This is a genomic window from Bradyrhizobium sacchari (genome assembly GCF_002068095.1).
GTDB classification, from domain to species: Bacteria; Pseudomonadota; Alphaproteobacteria; order Rhizobiales; family Xanthobacteraceae; genus Bradyrhizobium; species Bradyrhizobium sacchari.
The window spans coordinates 516,642-533,680 of record NZ_LWIG01000001.1; the positions used below are offsets into that span (position 1 = coordinate 516,642).

The 17,039-nt window shown below is 65.4% G+C and carries 18 protein-coding genes and 1 pseudogene; 11 read left to right on the top strand and 8 right to left on the bottom strand.

What is annotated here, in order from left to right; translation table 11 throughout:
• Positions 1 to 5 precede the first annotated feature (5 nt).
• From A5906_RS02365 to A5906_RS02375, 3 genes are all read left to right on the top strand, one after another.
• Positions 6 to 980 carry a tripartite tricarboxylate transporter substrate binding protein gene (locus A5906_RS02365; protein ID WP_080133648.1) on the top strand — a complete coding sequence of 325 codons (975 nt, stop codon included), beginning with the start codon at positions 6 to 8 and terminating at the stop codon, positions 978 to 980.
• 186 nt (positions 981 to 1,166) lie between these two features.
• The gene (locus A5906_RS02370) at positions 1,167 to 1,658 is read left to right on the top strand and encodes a tripartite tricarboxylate transporter TctB family protein (RefSeq protein WP_080133649.1); all 492 of its coding nucleotides are present in this window, start codon (positions 1,167 to 1,169) and stop codon (positions 1,656 to 1,658) included.
• Between the two features lie 4 nt (positions 1,659 to 1,662).
• Positions 1,663 to 3,171, top strand: a complete 1,509-nt coding sequence (locus A5906_RS02375; RefSeq protein WP_080133650.1) for a tripartite tricarboxylate transporter permease — start codon at positions 1,663 to 1,665, stop codon at positions 3,169 to 3,171.
• 151 nt (positions 3,172 to 3,322) lie between these two features.
• On the opposite strand, the gene A5906_RS02380 is transcribed toward A5906_RS02375, so the two are convergent.
• The gene (locus A5906_RS02380) at positions 3,323 to 3,787 is read right to left on the bottom strand and encodes a MarR family winged helix-turn-helix transcriptional regulator (RefSeq protein ID WP_080133651.1); all 465 of its coding nucleotides are present in this window, start codon (positions 3,785 to 3,787) and stop codon (positions 3,323 to 3,325) included.
• 96 nt (positions 3,788 to 3,883) lie between these two features.
• On the opposite strand from A5906_RS02380, the gene A5906_RS02385 reads away from it, so the two are divergent.
• Positions 3,884 to 4,252, top strand: a complete 369-nt coding sequence (locus A5906_RS02385) for an antibiotic biosynthesis monooxygenase family protein (protein WP_080133652.1) — start codon at positions 3,884 to 3,886, stop codon at positions 4,250 to 4,252.
• 247 nt (positions 4,253 to 4,499) lie between these two features.
• Here the strand turns inward: A5906_RS02385 and A5906_RS02390 are convergent, their stop codons facing one another.
• Positions 4,500 to 6,194 (bottom strand): bifunctional diguanylate cyclase/phosphodiesterase, encoded by a 1,695-nt coding sequence (locus A5906_RS02390; RefSeq protein WP_080133653.1) that lies wholly within the window; start codon positions 6,192 to 6,194, stop codon positions 4,500 to 4,502.
• A 221-nt stretch (positions 6,195 to 6,415) separates the two neighbouring features.
• On the opposite strand from A5906_RS02390, the gene A5906_RS02395 reads away from it, so the two are divergent.
• Positions 6,416 to 6,676: a hypothetical protein gene (locus A5906_RS02395; protein ID WP_080134032.1), complete on the top strand. Its 261-nt coding sequence runs from the start codon at positions 6,416 to 6,418 to the stop codon at positions 6,674 to 6,676.
• A gap of 6 nt (positions 6,677 to 6,682) precedes the next feature.
• Here A5906_RS02395 and A5906_RS02400 read toward each other — a convergent pair whose 3' ends face one another.
• From A5906_RS02400 to mtgA, 3 genes are all read right to left on the bottom strand, one after another.
• A complete protein-coding gene (locus tag A5906_RS02400) occupies positions 6,683 to 7,318 on the bottom strand; it encodes a hypothetical protein (RefSeq protein WP_080134033.1) in 636 nt (211 codons plus the stop codon).
• A gap of 158 nt (positions 7,319 to 7,476) precedes the next feature.
• Positions 7,477 to 7,659 carry a 50S ribosomal protein L32 gene (rpmF, locus tag A5906_RS02405; protein WP_007598106.1) on the bottom strand — a complete coding sequence of 61 codons (183 nt, stop codon included), beginning with the start codon at positions 7,657 to 7,659 and terminating at the stop codon, positions 7,477 to 7,479.
• Positions 7,660 to 7,828: 169 nt separating this feature from the next.
• The gene (mtgA, locus tag A5906_RS02410) at positions 7,829 to 8,503 is read right to left on the bottom strand and encodes a monofunctional biosynthetic peptidoglycan transglycosylase (protein ID WP_080133654.1); all 675 of its coding nucleotides are present in this window, start codon (positions 8,501 to 8,503) and stop codon (positions 7,829 to 7,831) included.
• Between the two features lie 161 nt (positions 8,504 to 8,664).
• On the opposite strand from mtgA, the gene A5906_RS02415 reads away from it, so the two are divergent.
• A complete protein-coding gene (locus tag A5906_RS02415; protein WP_080133655.1) occupies positions 8,665 to 9,588 on the top strand; it encodes a polyprenyl synthetase family protein in 924 nt (307 codons plus the stop codon).
• Between the two features lie 184 nt (positions 9,589 to 9,772).
• Positions 9,773 to 10,462 carry a DUF1345 domain-containing protein gene (locus tag A5906_RS02420; RefSeq protein WP_080133656.1) on the top strand — a complete coding sequence of 230 codons (690 nt, stop codon included), beginning with the start codon at positions 9,773 to 9,775 and terminating at the stop codon, positions 10,460 to 10,462.
• A 56-nt stretch (positions 10,463 to 10,518) separates the two neighbouring features.
• Here the strand turns inward: A5906_RS02420 and A5906_RS02425 are convergent, their stop codons facing one another.
• Both A5906_RS02425 and A5906_RS02430 read right to left on the bottom strand, forming a co-directional pair.
• Positions 10,519 to 12,345, bottom strand: coding sequence for a caspase family protein (locus A5906_RS02425; protein ID WP_080134034.1), 1,827 nt, complete (start codon positions 12,343 to 12,345; stop codon positions 10,519 to 10,521).
• 182 nt (positions 12,346 to 12,527) lie between these two features.
• Complete coding sequence (locus A5906_RS02430; protein WP_080133657.1) at positions 12,528 to 12,956, bottom strand: GFA family protein; 429 nt, start codon at positions 12,954 to 12,956, stop codon at positions 12,528 to 12,530.
• Between the two features lie 94 nt (positions 12,957 to 13,050).
• Here A5906_RS02430 and A5906_RS02435 point away from each other — a divergent pair, with 94 nt between their 5' ends.
• From A5906_RS02435 to A5906_RS02445, 4 genes and pseudogenes are all read left to right on the top strand, one after another.
• On the top strand, positions 13,051 to 13,425 hold the full coding sequence (locus tag A5906_RS02435; protein WP_080133658.1) for a nuclear transport factor 2 family protein: 375 nt from the start codon (positions 13,051 to 13,053) through the stop codon (positions 13,423 to 13,425).
• A 183-nt stretch (positions 13,426 to 13,608) separates the two neighbouring features.
• Positions 13,609 to 14,466, top strand: a complete 858-nt coding sequence (gene bla, locus A5906_RS02440) for a class A beta-lactamase (RefSeq protein ID WP_080133659.1) — start codon at positions 13,609 to 13,611, stop codon at positions 14,464 to 14,466.
• A gap of 45 nt (positions 14,467 to 14,511) precedes the next feature.
• Positions 14,512 to 14,565 (top strand): hypothetical protein (locus A5906_RS45910; RefSeq protein WP_283807658.1); only part of this gene is annotated, 54 nt, incomplete at its 3' end.
• 1 nt (position 14,566) lies between these two features.
• Positions 14,567 to 16,110, top strand: a pseudogene (locus tag A5906_RS02445) (Na+/H+ antiporter); the annotation flags it as partial.
• A 104-nt stretch (positions 16,111 to 16,214) separates the two neighbouring features.
• Here the strand turns inward: A5906_RS02445 and A5906_RS02450 are convergent.
• Entirely contained in the window at positions 16,215 to 17,036 is an 822-nt protein-coding gene (locus A5906_RS02450) for an N-acetylmuramoyl-L-alanine amidase (RefSeq protein WP_080133660.1), read from the bottom strand.
• Positions 17,037 to 17,039: the final 3 nt, after the last annotated feature.

Consider the following 17,039-nt stretch of genomic DNA (forward strand, 5'->3'; position numbering starts at 1 on the left):
CTTCGATGTCGCGATCCGGGCTGAAGACGATTGCCTTTGCCGCCATGCAGGCCGTGGGGATATTGCTCGCGACCGCGGCCGGCGCGCAGGACTATCCGAGCAAGCCGGTCACGCTGATCGTGCCATGGCCGGCCGGCGGCTCGACCGACATCTCGATGCGTGCGATCGCCGACAGCGCCTCGAAAGTGCTGGGGCAGCCGATCGTGATCGACAACAAGGCCGGCGGCGGCGGCACGGTCGGACCGGCGACCATGGCGGCGGCTGCAAAGCCGGACGGCTACACCATCTCACAGATTCCGATCACCGTGTTTCGCCTGCCCCTGATGCAGGAGGTGTCATGGGATCCGGCGAAGGACTTCACTTATATCGTCCACCTCACCGGCTATACCTTCGGCGTGACCACCAGCGCGGAGTCGCAGTTCAAGTCCTGGAAGGACGTCGTCGAGTTCGCGAAGGCGAACCCGGGCAAGGTGACCTATGCGACGCCGGGCACCGGCACCTCGCTCCATATCGGCATGGAGCAGATCGCGGCGATGTCCGGCATCAAGCTCACCCAGGTGCCGTTCAAGGGCGGCGCCGAGACCAACGCAGCCGTGCTGGGACAGCACACGATGCTCCAGGCGGATTCGACGGGCTGGCGACCGCTGGTCGACGCCGGCAAGCTGAGGCTTCTGATGGTGTGGACCGGCGCGCGATCGCCCAACTATCCCGACGTGCCGACGTTGAAGGAGCTCGGCTATCCCATGGTCTATGATTCCCCGTTCGGCATTGCGGGGCCGAAGGGCATGGATCCCAAAATTGTCGCCAAGCTGCACGACGCCTTCAAGAAGGCCGTCGAGGATCCCGCGGTGATAGCCACGCTCGCCAAATACGACATGGTGCCGAACTACAAGAACACCGAGGACTACAAGAAGTTCGTCGTCGAGGTCACAGAGTCCGAGCGCAAGGTTATCGATACGCTCGGGCTGGCGAAGAAATAGAACTGAGCCACTTTCGTGTCCTGGACGCGGTGCAGCGCTTTTTCAGCGGTGCACCGCTGAATCGGGACCCATCTTTTTCGTCCACACTCATGGGCCCGGCTCTGCAGCGCATCACCATAGGACGTCGAAGCCGTGCGTGACCGCACTTATGGTGCTGCGCTGCGTCCGGAGCACGAGAGGATAGCGATGAACAACGACACCGACACCAACATCAAGCTCCGCCTTTCCAATTCCGAACTCTGGGGCGGGCTGATCGGGCTTGGGCTCGGCGGCTTCGTGACCTGGCAGGCATTGAAGCTGAAGCTCGGCACCATCAACGATCCCGGTTCCGGCTACGTGCTGTTCTACACGGGCATCCTGATGTGCGTGTTCGCGAGCAGCATCATCGTCTCGGCCGTCACCGAGGGCGGGCCGACCCTGGCCTCGCGCTGGGAGAATGTGCGCTGGAGCAAGCCGCTCCTCGTCATCGCCTGCCTTGCGGCGTTCTCCTTCGCGCTGGAGCCGCTGGGATTCCTGCTGTCGTCGATCCCGCTGATGCTTCTGCTGTTGCGCTTGATCGATCCCGTGCGCTGGACGCTGGCGATCCCGGTCGCCGTGCTGGTGCCGTCAGGAATGTGGTGGGTGCTCAAGCGCCTTCTCCTGATTCAGCTGCCCTCGGGCCTGTTCGGAATCGGCTGACCGCATGGATACGCTTCTCAACGTCGCACATGGGTTCGGCGTCGCGCTGCTGCCGATCAACCTGCTCTACTGCTTCATCGGCGTCTTCATCGGCACGCTAGTCGGCGTGCTGCCCGGCATCGGACCGATCTCGGCGATGTCGCTGCTGCTGCCCGTGACGCTGTCGGGCACGCCGGAATCCGGCATCATCATGATGGCCGGCATCTATTACGGCTCGATGTATGGCGGCTCGACCACGTCGATCCTGGTCAACATCCCCGGCGAAGCGGCCTCGGTCGTCACCTGCATCGATGGCCACCAGATGGCCAAGCAGGGCCGCGCCGGCCCTGCGCTCGGCATCTCCGCGTTCGGCTCCTTCATCGCCGGCACGTTCGCGCTCATCGCGCTGATGCTGGTGGCGCCACGGCTCGCCAGCATCGCGATCGCGTTCGGCCCGGCCGAGTATTTCAGCCTGATGGTACTCGGCCTCGTCGTGCTCACCTTCCTGACCCAGGGCTCGATGCCCAAGGCGCTGCTGATGGCCTGCATCGGCGTCGTGCTCGGGCTGATCGGGCTCGATAGCATCACGGCACAGCCGCGCCTGACTTTCGGTCGCATGGAGTTGATCGACGGCATCGGTCTCGTGCCAGTGGTGATGGGCCTGTTCGGCGTGGCCGAGGTGCTGCTCAACACCGAGCAGGCGCTCAGGCGCGACATCATCAACGCCAAGATCACCCAGCTTCTGCCCAACAAGGAGGATTGGCAGGCAAGCGCCGGCCCCGTGGCGCGCGGCACGCTGCTCGGCTTTTTGCTCGGCATCCTGCCGGGCGGCGGCGCGGTGGTGGCTTCGTTCGCGTCCTATGCGCTGGAAAAGCGGCTGTCGAAAACGCCGGCGCGTTTTGGCCACGGTGCCATTGAGGGCGTCGCAGGCCCCGAATCCGCCAACAACGCCGCGGCCGGCGGAGCGTTCATCCCGCTGATGACGCTCGGCATTCCGCCGAACGTGGTGATGGCGCTGCTGCTCGGGGCCTTCGTCATCCACGGCCTGCAGCCGGGCCCGCTGCTGATCACGCAAAACCCCGGCCTGTTCTGGGGCATCGTCGCCAGCATGTATATCGGCAACGTGATGCTGTTGATCCTCAACCTGCCGATGATCGGCATGTGGGTGCAGCTCCTGAAGCTGCCGTACAACATCCTGTTCCCGCTGATCATCCTGTTCACGATCCTCGGCGTCTACTGCTCAAGCAACAACGTGTTCGACGTCTATGTGATGATCGCGTTCGGCATCATCGGCTATTTCATGCGTAAGCTCGGCTACGAGCCGGCACCCTTGGTGCTCGCCTTCGTGCTCGGACCGATGCTGGAGAACAATCTGCGCAAGTCGCTGATCCTGTCGCAGGGCGACCTCTGGACCTTCGTGCAGCGGCCGATCTCGGCAGCGTGCCTGACGCTGGCGCTGCTGCTGCTGATCGCGCCGCTGCTGCCGTCGCTGCGCAAGAAGCGCGAGCTGGTGGCGCTGGATGAGGGGGCTTGACGCGCCGCGCCCTCGCCACTCCGCTCAAATTTCGCAGGGTGAGCAAAGGCGCGCAAGCGCCGTGCCCACGATCTGCCTGAGCTGGAGAGCGGTGGTGGGCACGCTTTCGCTTTGCCCGCCCTACGGCGCCTGCGCAACAGGGGCGGCGCGATCAGCGCTCGCCGCTTTCCTCAAGCCGGTCACGCAGAGCGCCGATCACGCGATGGGCCGCCTCGATCTCCTTCACTGACAAGCCGTCCGCCAAGCCGTTGACCCACGGCGTCTGCAAGCGGCCAGCGGCGTCAAAAATCTGCCTGCCCTTGTCGGTGAGCACGACGAGCTGCGCCCGGCGATGATGTGGGTTGACCTCGAACACAACGAGTCCATCCCGCTCGAGGTCGTTGACGATACGCTGCACGTTCTGACGATTGGCGCCGAGATTGCGTGCGAGCCAGGCGACGGGCTCGGGACGACCGGCATCGACGATCGCCCCGAGAATCTGCCAGCGCGCGCTGGTGAGGCCGAGCGAGGCGACCAACCGGTCACCGGCGGTCAGGAGCAGGCCGTTGGCCCGGAACAGCTCGAGAATGAAGCCGGTCAGGGCCTCGCCCGCCGGGGTCCGCTTGGTCTTGCTCATTTGTCGCGATTGTTCCGTATTGACATCATCATGTCAAATATCTATGTCAGATATTGTCGAATTGACATGATGATACCAATTACAGGGAGTGATGTCATGCCCCAGATGCGTCCGCTCAACCCGGCCTTCCCGATCGACCGCCAGATCGCGCTCGATGCCGGGCCCGTGGTGCTGGTCAACCTGTTCACGCTGGATGCCGCGGATGAACAACGGTTCCTGAAGAACTGGCAGGACGATGCCGCCTTCATGAAGCGGCAACCGGGCTTCATCTCGACCCAGCTCCACCGCGCGATCGGCGACAATTCGACCTATCTGAACTACGCGGTCTGGGAGTCCAATGCGCATTTCCGCGCGGCTTTCACCCACCCGGAATTCCGCGCGAAGATCGCGGACTACCCTTCATCCGCCGTCGCAAGTCCGCACCTGTTTCAGAAGGTCGCGGTGGCGGGGATTTGTGTGGCGTAGCCGCATCGTCATTGCGAGCGAAGCGAAGCAATCCAGACTGCCGCCGCGGAAAGATTCTGGATTGCTTCGCTGCGCTCGCAATGACGGAGGAGAGAGTCGAGCCCACGAGAGCAATCGTAGGGAGGGCAAAGGTGCGCTTGCGCCGCCCCCATCATCTCGCCAGCCATGCAGCGCGAATGGTGGGCCCGCTTCCGCCTTCGCTCTCCGAGCTCCTGCGGGCAAGTCGCGTTGCCCACTCTACGATGTCTCAGCCCGCCGCCGGCAATACGCTATCCGCCGAGGCGCCCCACGGACGCTCGGCAGACGCCAGCCCGATCAGGCGGCCCTGGATGTAGTCGCAGCCCCAGTCCCGCAGCATGTTGGCGGCCTCTTCGTCCTGCACCCACTCGGCGACGGTCTTGATGTCGAGGCGGCGGGCGAGGTCGATCAGGGTCTGCACGAAGGCACGATCGTCGGCGGAGTGCGTGATGTTCTGCACGAAGGCGCCGTCGATCTTGACGATGTCGACGCCGAGCTTGCGCAGGTTGCGGAACGAAGTGTAGCCAGCGCCGAAATCGTCGATGGCGATGCGGCTGCCGAAATTCTTCAGCCGCGTGACGAAACCGCGCACGTCGTCGATATCCTGGATCGCGACCGTCTCGGTGATCTCGACGATCAGCCGCTCGGCGACGCCGGGATGGGCCAGCATCAGCGACTCGATTCCCGCCCACCAGTCCGGATCCATGGTGGTGTCCGGCGAGATATTGAGGCTGAGACTGACATCGGGCGCGGCCGCGAGCTCGGCGACCACGAGCTCGAGCACGCGGTGATCGACCAGGCGGATGAGGCCAAGCCGTTCGGCGACCGGCACGATGTCGGGCGCGAGCAGCACCTGGCCGTCGCCCTGGTCCATCCGCACCAGGCATTCGTGGAATGCGCGCTGACGCGAGACGGCCGACACGACGGGCTCATAAGCGAGCTTGATGCGGCGCTCGTTCAGCGCGGTGACGATCTCGTCGGTGACGCGGATGTTGACGCGGCGCTGCGCATCGCGCGTGGCGTCCGGACGCCAGGCCGCGAACGAACCGGCGCGGCGGCGCTTGGCGGCGTCCAGCGTCTCATGGGCGCGGTTCACGGCCTCGTCGGTGTTGCGGGCATATCGCGGCAGGCTGACCGCGCCGATCGATGCAGTGACCGAGACCGGGCCGGATTTCGTCGGCACCACCTCGTCACGGATGCCGGCGAGGAAACGCTCGGCGGCGACGTTCATGTCGTCGATGGTGCAGTTCTTCAGGATCAGGCCGAACTTGTTGCCGGAGAACCGTCCGAGCACGTCGCCGCCGCGCAGGCGCGCGCGGATGCGCTTGGCGATGTCGAGGATGACCGCGTCGGCAACATCGAAGCCGAAAGCGTCGTTGACGCGGGCGAGGTGATCGATGCCGACCAGCATGAAGGCCGCGGTCGAGCGGAAGCGGGTCGTCTCCTCGATCGCCTCGGCCAGCGCCGCGATCAGATAGGAGCGGTTGAGCTCGCCGGTCAGCGGATCGAGCCGGGCGAGCTTGGTCAGTTCCTCGTCGCGGGCGTGGCGCTCGTTGTTGATGCGGACGGAGCCGATCGCACGCGTCGGGCGGCCATCGGGGCCGGCGAACCAGCGGCCGGTCTCCTCGATCCAGACCACGGGATCGGACGCGCTCATGCGCACGCCGTACTCGACACGGTAGGGCGTGCCGCCGGCGCCGTGCACGGGGGAGGTCTGCGCCAGCGCGGCGGTCCGCGCCGAGTGCGCGGGCTCGATCAGCTTGGCGAATTCGGCGCCGGTCGCGAGCCGCTCGGCGGGGATGCCGGGGAAGACGGCGCTGACCTGCTCACCCCAGACGATGGCATCGCTGACGAGGTCCCAGGCGAACACGGCCTGACCGAGCGCGGCCAGGATGTCGGAGGCTTGCGGCAATGCAGGGGTCAAAATCGCCTCATTTCGGGACAACGGGAGTCCTGAGCCGGCACAGGATAGAGCCAGATTCGGCTTTGACCCTAGGCAAAGTTGATAAACAATTTGGAAACCACGTTGTGAAGCAAGGGGGGAACCAAACCGGCCCGCCCGGCATAGGCCTTGCGAGTACTGACACGCACCGGCGGTTCGCGTCCCGAAACGCGACAATGTCCGCCGGACCAACGGTGATCGCGATGTTGAGTACTGATGGATCGGATGAGGCGGCAGGCAGCATGGGCACGGCCCTGGTGCCGCTGATCCCGACTGTGCAATGGCTCCACAAGGTGCCGCTGCCCCGCCCCGATCCGAGCTTCGTCACGCAGCTGATCGCCAATGCCGAGCACCTGCCCCAGACCAGCCGGCTGCGCCGTGCCGCGTCCGAGGATGCGCTGATGGCCTATGGCAGCAAGCGCCCGCTCGGAAGCGTCAGCGCCCGCACGCGGCAGGTGGTTTGAGACCGATCAGCGCGCAGCGTCAGGGGACGACGGCGTGCCATTGCCCGGCTGCAGATGCGGCGAGGGGATTTCCGGCGACGGCGGGCTGACCGGCTTCGGCGCGGGATGATCCATCAGCACGGATTCGGCGACCGACTGCGCGGAGGGCGCGGGCGGCACTACCGGCGCCGGAACCGGCTCGAACTTGGGTTCGGAGGTGACATCCTCCGCCGGCGGCTCAGGCCGGCGCTTGGCCTTGCGCGGCGCCGGCACTGTCGTCTCGGCGACATAGGTGACGCGGCGGCGCGTACGCTGGGCGATGCCGCCGAAGAAATCGGCCATCGCCAGCAGCACCAGCAGGAAAAAGGTGGAGTTGCCGAATTTGGGCCACATCACGAATTCGGCGGCGGCCGCGCCGAATATGATCAGCGACAGCAGATGATCCATCAGGAATTTCGAGCCGGGCCGAGCGCCTTTGACCACCTCGAGCAGCAGCAGCACCACGCCGAGCGCGAGCAGGAGGTCGGCGAGCGTGACCGGCCAGGTCTCGCCCGTGATCATCGGCACCTTGAACAGCACGTCCGAGAAGGACACGCTGGGCATCAGGAAGGCGATGATGTTGTAGACCGCGAGCGGAATCAGGAGCAGCGGGAAACCGACCATCGGCGAAATGCCTTCTCGATCAAGATATCCGGACAGAACAATGCAGCGGCGAAGCATTTGCTCCGCCGCCGTCACTGTCATATCTCATGGGTTGGCCGAAATCAGGCGGGTCACGTCATCCTGATTGAGGATAACCCGCCTGAAGAAACAGTCCGTGCTCAGGACTCTTTCTTCTTCAGGACCTGACGGCCCTTGTACATGCCGGTCTTGAGGTCGAGATGGTGCGGACGACGGAGCTCGCCGGAGTCCTTGTCTTCCACATAGGTCGGCTTCTTGATGGCGTCTGCCGAGCGGCGCATGCCACGGCGCGACGGCGAGGTTTTTCTTCTCGGAACGGCCATTTCAATATCCTCTAGGGATTGGTGTCATCAGGGCATCGTCCGGGAGGGGACGGCTCAGCACCCGCAATACGAGGCGAGCTGAATGCCGATCAAGGCCGGGCTTATAGAGGAAGGCTGGCCGTAAAGCTAGGCTTTTGGACTGGAAAATACGTCCGAAAAGGGCCCGAAATCAGCGATTTTCCCGCCAGCAGGTGACAAGTGAGCTCGCCTGCCCCCGCGCCATATAGGTTGCGGCCAGCCGGCGGACGCCCGGCCCGGGGGGCCGGGCGCTTCGTTTGACCGGATTCGGCAGGATCGCGGCCAGAAGGGCAGCCTCCCGGGGCGAGAGGTTTTCGGCCGATTTCCCGAAGGCATAGGCGCTGGCCGCCTCGACGCCAAACTGCCCCTGCGGGCCGAGCTCGGCGATGTTGAGGTAGATTTCGAGGATCCGCGGCTTGGGCAGGACCAGGTCGATCCACATCGCCAGCGGGAATTCGAGCGCCTTGCGGACGAAATCCCGCCCCTGCCAGAGGAACAGGTTTTTCGCCACCTGCTGGGTAATGGTGGAGGCGCCCCGGAAGGCGGTGCCGTCCTCCCTCGCGTCGTCGATTGCCTCGCGCAGCGCGCCCCAATCGATGCCGCGATGCTTGCAGAAATGGGCGTCCTCGGCCGCCACCACCGCGCGCGGCAGATAGGGGGACATATCCACCAGATCGATCCACTCCCGCTGCATCGGCGCGCCCCGCAAGCTGCGCCAGGCCATCAGCGTCGAAACAGGGTGGCCGGTGCGGTAGAACGGCGCGATCACATAGGGCGCGAGGACCACGACCGCGAGCACCACCAGCAGGATTTTGACGATGCGCAAATCGACCTTTCCGGCGCAAGCTGAAGCGCGGCCATGGGCTGGGCCATTAAGTCTGTGATAATTCGGGCCTTTTCCAGCACTTTTTAGGCCCTCCAAACGATTGACTGAGGCGGGCGCATAAAGGATTGTCCCGCCGAATTTTAGTTCTGGAGCCCTTCTTGATGACCGGCACGTCCCCGTCCGATTTCGCCAAACGTCTGGACAAGACCGCTGATGATACCGAGGCCCTGCTCGGGCGTCTGCTGTCGGACGACATCCTGCACGATGAGATCGCCCGGCCCAAGCGACTGATGGACGCAATGCGCTATTCGAGCCTCAACGGCGGCAAGCGCCTGCGGCCGTTCCTGGTGGTCGAAAGCGCAGCGGTGTTCGGCGTGCCGCGCGAGGCGGCCCTGCTCGTGGGCGCCGCGCTCGAATGCATCCACTGCTATTCGCTGATCCACGACGATCTGCCGGCGATGGACAATTCCGACCTGCGCCGCGGCCGCCCGACCCTGCACAAGCAGACCGACGATGCCACCGCGATCCTCGCCGGCGACGGCCTGCTCACGCTCGCCTTCGACATCGTCACCCGTGACGAGATCCATCGCGACGCCAATGTGCGACTGCTGCTGACGCGCGCGCTGGCGCGCTGCGCCGGCATCGGCGGCATGGTCGGCGGACAGATCCTCGATCTTGCCGGCGAAGGCCGCTTCGGCGGCAACGAGCCGATCGACGTTGCCCGCATTCAGCAGATGAAGACGGGCGCGCTGCTGCGCTACGGCTGCATCGCCGGCGCGATCCTCGGCCAGGCTTCGCAGAAGGAATATCAGGCGCTCGACGATTACGGCCGCGCGCTCGGCGAAGCCTTCCAGATCGCGGACGATCTGCTCGACGTCGAAGGCGATGCCGCCGCGCTCGGCAAGCCGGCCGGGGCCGATGCCGCGCTCGGCAAGACCACCTTCGTCACCCAGCTCGGCATCGAAGGCGCCAAGCAGCGCGTTCGCGACCTGCTCGCGCGCGCCGACAGTGCCGTTTCGATCTTCGGCGACCGCGCCGCCGTGCTGCAGGCCGCCGCGCGCTTCGTCGCCGAGCGGAAGAACTAGTAGCTCCGGGCTCCCTCACCTCTCCCGCTTGCGGAGAGGTCGGCGCGCAGCGCCGGTGAAAGCTCTTTCCTCTTGGGGGTTCTCGCTTGTGGAGGCACCCTCTCCCCGCCCCTCCCCCGCAAGGGGGGAGGGAGCGCACCTGCGACGCGGCGACAACGAGAGTTGAGCGAGGGCTGGAGCCATCATGGTCACCGACAAAGAAGATCCCGTTCTCGCCCGCTTCCGCAAGATGTCGCGGCCAGTGCGGCTGATCTATGCACGGCCGCGGACCTTCATCGCACTCGCGGCCGGCATCCTGGTCAGCTTGCTGCTGCCGGGCTCGCATCGGCTGGTGACGCGGTTCCTGTTCGGCTGGGATGCGCTGATCGCAGTCTATCTCGTGCTGGTCTATGCGATGATGCTGTGCAACGACCACCAGCACATCCGCCGCGCCGCCGCGATGCAGGACGACGGCCGCTTCGTGATCCTGCTGGTGACGGCGACGGGCGCCTTCGCCAGCATCGCGGCGATCGTCTCCGAACTCGGCACGTCGCATCGCGGGGTGTTGGAGCTGACCATCGCGATCACCACGATCGCGCTGTCATGGGCCGCCGTGCACACGACCTTCGCGCTGCATTACGCGCATGATTATTACCGCGACGCCACGCCGGGCGGCCTGCAATTCCCGAGCGGCGACAAGGAGGACCACGCCGACTATTGGGACTTCGTCTATTTCTCGTTCGTGATCGGCATGACCGCCCAGGTCTCCGACGTCGGCATCACCGACAAGACCATCCGCCGCACCGCCACCGCCCACGGCATCGTGTCCTTCATCTACAACACGGCCTTGCTGGCGCTGACGGTCAACATCGCGGCGAGCGCGATTTCGGGTTGACGTCGTCCCGGTCTAGTTGCGCAATTGCGCACGGGGACCGGGACGACTCAGTCGCCTCAATAACACACCTCGGCATTGGCATCGTTGCCGGGGCCGCCGCCACCGCGATATTCGAGATGGCAGCCGCGACTGACCGGGCGGCAACCGCTGCTGTTGCAGAAGACCTGCCCGCTACCCGAGCGACGGCCGGCGGCGGCAGCGATGCCCGCAGCCGCACCGTAGCCGCCTGCCGCCTCAGTGGCCGCACCACCGCCGGCCTGACGACGCTGCCGGGCGGCGGGGCGTTCATCACTGTCGTCGCGCTTGGCGGTTGCAGGCTTGGCCGGCTTTGCGGCGCGCTGCTTCTCGCATTCATTGTCGTCGTTGACCGCATAGCCTTCACGGCAGACGATCTTCGTGCACTTGTCGCCGTCGGCCTTGAAGCCGTGCTCGCAAACCAGCGGACAGACCCGCGACGGCTTGGACTTGACCGCGTCGAGCGCGTCGCTGCTCGCGACCTTCACGTCGAGCTTGGTGCCGGCATAGCGATTGAACTGCGACAGTGATCGCTGCGAGGACGTGTTCCAGTTGCCGTCGGCCTGTCCGGAGAAGCAACCGACCCGGCCAAGCTCGGTCTGCACCGAGCGGCTGAGATCGGCCGGTGCCGCCGCCGGAGTGAGCGAGGCAACATTGGTGCCGGCCGGGCTCGCGGTGCTGGCCGGTGCGGTGCTCGGCGCCGCGGCGGCGAGATTGACGCGCTGCTGTTCGGCGGCGGCGGCCTGTTGCTGCGCCTGTTCCTTCGCCTTCTGCGCGGCGAGTTGGGCCTGCTCGGCCGCCCTTGCATCGGCAGCAGCCTTGGCCTGCGCATCTTTTTGCGCGCCGAGGGCGGCAAGACGGTCGCGCTCGGCCTCGGCCTGTTTCGCCTTCTCGATCGCCGCCGCATGAGCCTGCTCGGCGCCGATTTTCTCAAGCTGAAGCTTTGCAAGATTCGCATAGAAGCCATCGGGGTGCTGGGCGAGAAACGCCTCCCACGCCGCCCGGTTGCCGACCTGCAGCGAGAGCTCGTAATCGCGACGGATTTCGGCCTGCGGGTTCGGCACAGGTGCCGCGGGCGCTGCAGCCACCGCCTTGACCGGCACCAGCGGCACGTCGTCGCCGCCGAGCGAGCCATAGACGAACGGCTCCTGCTTGTTGCCGGTCGACTTCAGCACGTCGTCGCGCACGAAGCCGAAGGCGCGGCGGACATCGAGGCCCGGCGTCGTCAGATGCTTCGACAGCGCGACCGTAAACGGGCTGTTGGCACCGTCGCCGTCCTGCGCCGTGAAGCCGGCCTTGGCCGAATAGGCGATCAGGGTGTTGGGGCTGGTCGGCTCGACCTGGGCGAGGCCGCGGCCGATGCCGCGCGAGGCGATGGTGCGCTTCATGGTCTTGCCGAACGGATTGTCGCGGCAGGCGTCCAGGATCACCAGGCGGAGCTGCTTGGCGGGCTCGACCGCGACCAGGACGCGGTCGAGCGACAGCGCTTCGTCGTAGACGTCGGTATCGCGCTCGAGCCTGGCGTCGACGGGGATCAGATAGTTGGAGCCTTCGACCTCGATGCCGTGACCGGCATAGTAGACCACGGCAATGTCGGCATTGCGGGTCGCGTCGGCGAAATCGCGCAGCACACGCCGCGTATCCTGGGCGGACAAATCGTGCCGGGAATCGACCACGTCGAAACCGGCCTCCCTCAGCGTCTTCGCCATCACCGCCCCGTCGTTGACGGGGTTGGCCAGCGAGGGCGCGTGCTGATAGGCCGAGTTGGCGAGCACCAGCGCGACGCGCTTTCCGGCAAAAGCGGGCCCGGCGCCGAACAGCAGCGCGGCAGCAAGGAGAAGCGGGCAAAGTCTGAGCAGGTTGCGCATGACAGGACTTCCGAAGTTCAGGGCCATCCGGGGCCCTTTGGGATCGCTTTAGCAGGACCAATCGCCAGCGCTTGTGATGGAGGTCACGATGGCGGCACCACGACAGGCCGAAAGACCCTCTATGTTTGTCGCGCCAGCGCGGTCGGGGTTCGGCGACATAAGCGGGCGCGGGCTGGGTTCCCCTAGGGATCGCCGATATGCCCCCGATATTGCGGCAGATCGTCCGTGATCTCGTGCCAGGGCGCCTTCGAGCCGACGAAAATATGGGCGCTCGGCCGGATCGAAGGGGCATCGACCAGGGTTCCCATGGCGACATGCACCCATTGTCCCTCCCGCACCCGGGAATAAAGCAGCGAGCCGCAGCGGGCGCAGTGGGCGTCATGGGTGGTGTCATCGCCGTAGATCAGCCGCTGGTCTTCGCCATGGACGATACGGAGCTCGTGTTGCTCGATCCCGGCGAACGGCTTGAAGGCCGAGCCGGTGGTGCGGCGGCAGTTCGAACAGTGGCAGTTCATCGCGTAGGAGAAGGCGTCGGCCACCTCGAAGCGGACCGTGCGGCAATAGCATTCGCCGACCAGGATACGAGCGTTCGAATTTTCTGATCCGGTCATGACGAGGCCTGCGCGCAAATGACTGACACACCCATAGCGCATTTCTAAGTGTACGACTAAGTTTCGCCCAAGCCATCATGCAAAGGGATGACCCATGAGCCAGAACCGTTCGAGCGTCGAAGCCGTCGTGCAATCCTATTTCGACGGACTCTATGAGGGTGACGCCGACAAGCTCGGCGCCGTCTTCCATCCGTCCGCCGATCTGCGCTGGGTGGAAAAGGGTGAGCTGAAGATCCTGACCGTGCCGGACTGGCTCGCCTGGGTGCGCAAGCGCCCCTCCGCCAAGGCCGAAGGCAAGCCGCGCGAGGATTTCATCGTCACCATCGACCGTTCCGACGACAAAACCGCCTTCATCAAGGTGCGATGCCAGCTGCCGCCGCGCTATTTCACCGACTATCTGGTGGCGATGAAGCTCGCCGACGGCTGGCAGATCGTGTCGAAATCGTACAGGTATGACCTGAAGGAGTGAGGGGCAAAACTTCCGCTGCCCAAGTTCGGACGCGCTTACCCCCCACTCTCCGTCATTACGAGCGCAGCGAACCAATCCAGAATCTCTCCGCAGAGACAGGCTGGATTGGTTCGCTGCGCTCGCAATGACGATGCGGATGCAGCATCCGCTCATGTCCCACCTCCCCTCACTGAAAGTGCCGCCATGCTTCTCGACCGCCGCTCCCTGCTCGCCTCGCTCTGCTGGATGGCCGCCTCCCCCGCGCTTGCCGCGGAGGCGCCGCCGGAGCTCGAATCCTACGAGCGCGACAGCGGCGGCCGGATCGGGCTCTATGCGGAAAATCTCGCAACCGGCAAAAAGCTTGCCTGGCGGGCCGACGAGCGCTTCGTCATGTGCTCGACCTTCAAGGCTTCGCTCGCGGCTAGCGTGCTGGCGCGGGTCGATCGCGGCGAGGAGCAGCTTGCGGCCATGATCGCTTACGGCGAGGCCGACCTGCTCGACTACGCGCCGGTCGCCAAGCAAAATCTCGCGGCCGGCAAGATGTCGGTCGCCGAAATGTGCAAGGCGATCGTCGAACTCAGCGACAACACCTGCGCCAATCTGCTGCTGGCGCGGATCGGCGGGCCCGCCGCCCTGACGGCGTTCTGGCGGTCGCTCGGTGACACCACCTCACGGCTCGACCACAACGAGCCCGAGCTCAATCGCTCCCCGCCCGGCAACCCCCAGGACACCACGACGCCGGCGGCGATGGCGGGCAATTTGCGGCGGCTGGTGACAAGCGAGGCGCTTTCGCCGGCGTCGCGCAGGCGGCTCACCGACTGGATGGTGAACTGCAAGACCGGTGCAAACCGGCTGCGCGGCGGCCTGCCGGCTGACTGGAAGATCGGCGACAAGACCGGCTACAACGGCAAGGACGCAGCAGGCGACATTGCGGTTGCCTGGCCGAAGCCGGATGCGCCGGTCCTGATCGCGGCCTATACCCAGGGCGGCACGCCGACTGCTCCGCAGATTGAAGCCGTATTCGCCCGCATCGGACGCATGGTGGCGGACCGGCTGGCGTAGAGCCACCGCATTGACCTCATGGCCGCTTCCGGGCGAAGACAGGCCATGATCGCAGCGAAATTCCAGACCTTCCTGATCCTGCTCACGGTGCTGGCGGGGNCCCGCCGTTTCAACATCGCGCCCGCGATCCTGCTGATGCTCTCCGGCGTCGGCCTCGCCTTCGTGCCGGGCATGCCGCCGGTCGAGCTGCCGCCGGAACTGGTGCTGCTGATGGTGCTGCCGCCGCTGATCTACTCGGCGAGCGTCGCCATGAGCTGGCGCGAGTTCAGAAACAATCTGCGGCCGATCGTGCTGCTCGCGGTCGGCGCGGTGATCTTCACCGCGGCGATGGTGGCGGCCGCCACGCATTATCTGATCGGCCTGCCCTTGACCGTGGGCTTCCTGCTCGGCGCCATCGTCGCGCCGCCCGACGTGGTAGCGCCGCTCGCGATCGCACGGCGGCTCAACTTGCCGCGCCGACTCGTGGTCATCCTCGAAGGCGAGGGGCTCGCCAATGACGCCACCGCGCTGATCCTCTACCGCTTCGCGCTGGCCGCGATCATGGTCGGACATTTCTCGCTGCCGCTGGCGGCCGGCGAGTTTGCCCTCATCGTCGCCGGCGAAATCGCCTTCGGCATCGGCGTCGGCTGGCTCTCCCTCCGCTTCCGCAAATGGTCGAGGGATCCGCAGGTCGAGCTGACGCTGTCGCTGATCACGCCCTATGTCTCCTACTGGCTGCCCGAGCATGTCGGGGGCTCAGGCGTGATCGCCACCGTCGCCTGCGGTCTCTATGTCAGCTGGAACGGCCCGCTGCTGATCTCATCGGCGACACGCCTGCAGGGCATCTTCTTTTGGGATCTCATCATCTACCTGATCGAGGGCCTGCTGTTCCTGCTGACCGGCTTCCAGATGCGCGCGCTCTACGAAAAGTCGAAAACCTTTCCGCTCGACGACATCCTGTTCGCGACCGCCGTGGTTCTGACCATCATTGTGATCGCGCGCTTCGCCTGGCTCTATCCTGCGACCTATCTGCCTCGTATCCTCTCCAAATCGCTGCGCGAGCGCGACCCGTCGCCGCCCTGGCAATGGCCGTTCGTGCTCGCCTTCACCGGCGTGCGCGGCGCGGTGTCGCTGGCGGCTGCGCTGGCGCTGCCGTTCACCTTGCCGGGCGGCGAAGCCTTCCCGTATCGCGACCTGATCCTGTTCGTCGCCTTCGGCGTCATCTTCGTGACGCTGATCGGCGTCGGCCTGACGCTGCCGCCGGTGGTGCGCTGGCTCGGCGTCGCCGAAGCCGGCCGTACCGAGCATGTCGCCGAGCACGAGGCCGAGATCGCCGCGCGCCGCCAGGCGCTCGACGCCGCGCTGAAATCGCTCGACGCGTTGACGGCGGAAAAGGAGATCTCCGACGAGGTGATGCGGCTCCTGCGCGCCCGCCACGAGATCCGCGTCAACCAGCTGCCGGATTCACTCGATCCCGCCCATCATGACGTCTCCGCCGCCGGCACTGCGCTGACCCGGAGCCTGATCGATGCCGAGCGGAAATTCATCCACGACCTGCTGCGCGACGGCCAGATCACCGACGAGACGCGGCGGCGGATCGAGCGGGATCTGGATCTTGAGGAGGCGAGTCTGGCGAACCGGGAGTATCGGGAGGGGCCGCTGTAGCTTCCCGTCATTGCGAGCACAGCGAAGCAATCAGACTACCGCCGCGAAAAGACCCTGGATTGCTTCGCTGCGCTCGCAATGACAGGCTGAAGCACCGGGGCCGGCTACCGTCTCGCGCAAAATTCCCCCACCGCTGCAGCCACAGCCCCTGCAATCAGGTCCTGCCGCTCTGACGAGTTCATTGCCATCTCCTCGTCGCGGTTGATGATCGAGCCGGCTTCGAGCAGCACGGCTGCGCTTCTCGTTTGCGACAGCACGACGAGTCCGTCATAGCGATAGACGCCAACATCCTTGTCGAGCAACTGGCGCCGGTAGCGGCCCATCACCGGCAAGGTGTATTGGCTGGCATAATGCAGGCCCTGCTCCTTCAACTGCCTGCCGATCATCCGCGCCAGCGTCAGACTGGTGGTGAAGTGCGGATTGCGCTCGGAGACGAACAGCGAGTGCCCTGAAAAGCGGTCGCTGAAATAGCTGTTCGCGCCGTCGAACTCCCAGGTCTCGAGCAGCCTGTCCGGCACCGAATCGTGATGGACCGACAGGAAGAGATCGGTCTTGCCGTCATTTGCGACACTGACGCGCTTGAACAGGCTCGGCCGCGCCTTACCGTCCGTGACCAACAGGCGGGTTGCAGCGAAACCTTCGGACCTGAGTTTCGCCGTGATGAGCCTTGCGAGCCTGAAATTGAAGCCGAACTCCGGATCGTTCCGTGCGCTCAACGCGCCATAGGACTCCGGGGTGTGACCGACATCCACGACGATCCGGAATCTCGGCATCTCGCATTTGGCCGCTGACTGCAGCGGCTTCAGCCTGGCCTTCGCAATTTTTGCCGCGGCCTTGACCTCGCCGACAGATGCCGGCGACGACAGCAGGATCGACGCGACCAGCGGCGAAACGAGAGCTGCGATGATGCTGCGCGACTGCCTCAAGCG

Bases quoted from the DNA above. Each gene is read 5' to 3' on its own strand.
- A5906_RS02380 (WP_080133651.1), bottom strand. From the start codon at position 3,787: ATGAGCAAGACCAAGCGGACCCCGGCGGGCGAGGCCCTGACCGGCTTC.
- A5906_RS02395 (WP_080134032.1), top strand. From the start codon at position 6,416: ATGTTGAGTACTGATGGATCGGATGAGGCGGCAGGCAGCATGGGCACG.
- A5906_RS02375 (WP_080133650.1), top strand. From the start codon at position 1,663: ATGGATACGCTTCTCAACGTCGCACATGGGTTCGGCGTCGCGCTGCTG.
- bla (WP_080133659.1), top strand. From the start codon at position 13,609: ATGCTTCTCGACCGCCGCTCCCTGCTCGCCTCGCTCTGCTGGATGGCC.
- A5906_RS02385 (WP_080133652.1), top strand. From the start codon at position 3,884: ATGCCCCAGATGCGTCCGCTCAACCCGGCCTTCCCGATCGACCGCCAG.
- A5906_RS02435 (WP_080133658.1), top strand. From the start codon at position 13,051: ATGAGCCAGAACCGTTCGAGCGTCGAAGCCGTCGTGCAATCCTATTTC.
- A5906_RS02365 (WP_080133648.1), top strand. From the start codon at position 6: ATGTCGCGATCCGGGCTGAAGACGATTGCCTTTGCCGCCATGCAGGCC.
- A5906_RS02420 (WP_080133656.1), top strand. From the start codon at position 9,773: ATGGTCACCGACAAAGAAGATCCCGTTCTCGCCCGCTTCCGCAAGATG.
- A5906_RS02430 (WP_080133657.1), bottom strand. From the start codon at position 12,956: ATGACCGGATCAGAAAATTCGAACGCTCGTATCCTGGTCGGCGAATGC.
- A5906_RS02415 (WP_080133655.1), top strand. From the start codon at position 8,665: ATGACCGGCACGTCCCCGTCCGATTTCGCCAAACGTCTGGACAAGACC.
- rpmF (WP_007598106.1), bottom strand. From the start codon at position 7,659: ATGGCCGTTCCGAGAAGAAAAACCTCGCCGTCGCGCCGTGGCATGCGC.
- A5906_RS02400 (WP_080134033.1), bottom strand. From the start codon at position 7,318: ATGGTCGGTTTCCCGCTGCTCCTGATTCCGCTCGCGGTCTACAACATC.
- A5906_RS02370 (WP_080133649.1), top strand. From the start codon at position 1,167: ATGAACAACGACACCGACACCAACATCAAGCTCCGCCTTTCCAATTCC.
- A5906_RS02425 (WP_080134034.1), bottom strand. From the start codon at position 12,345: ATGCGCAACCTGCTCAGACTTTGCCCGCTTCTCCTTGCTGCCGCGCTG.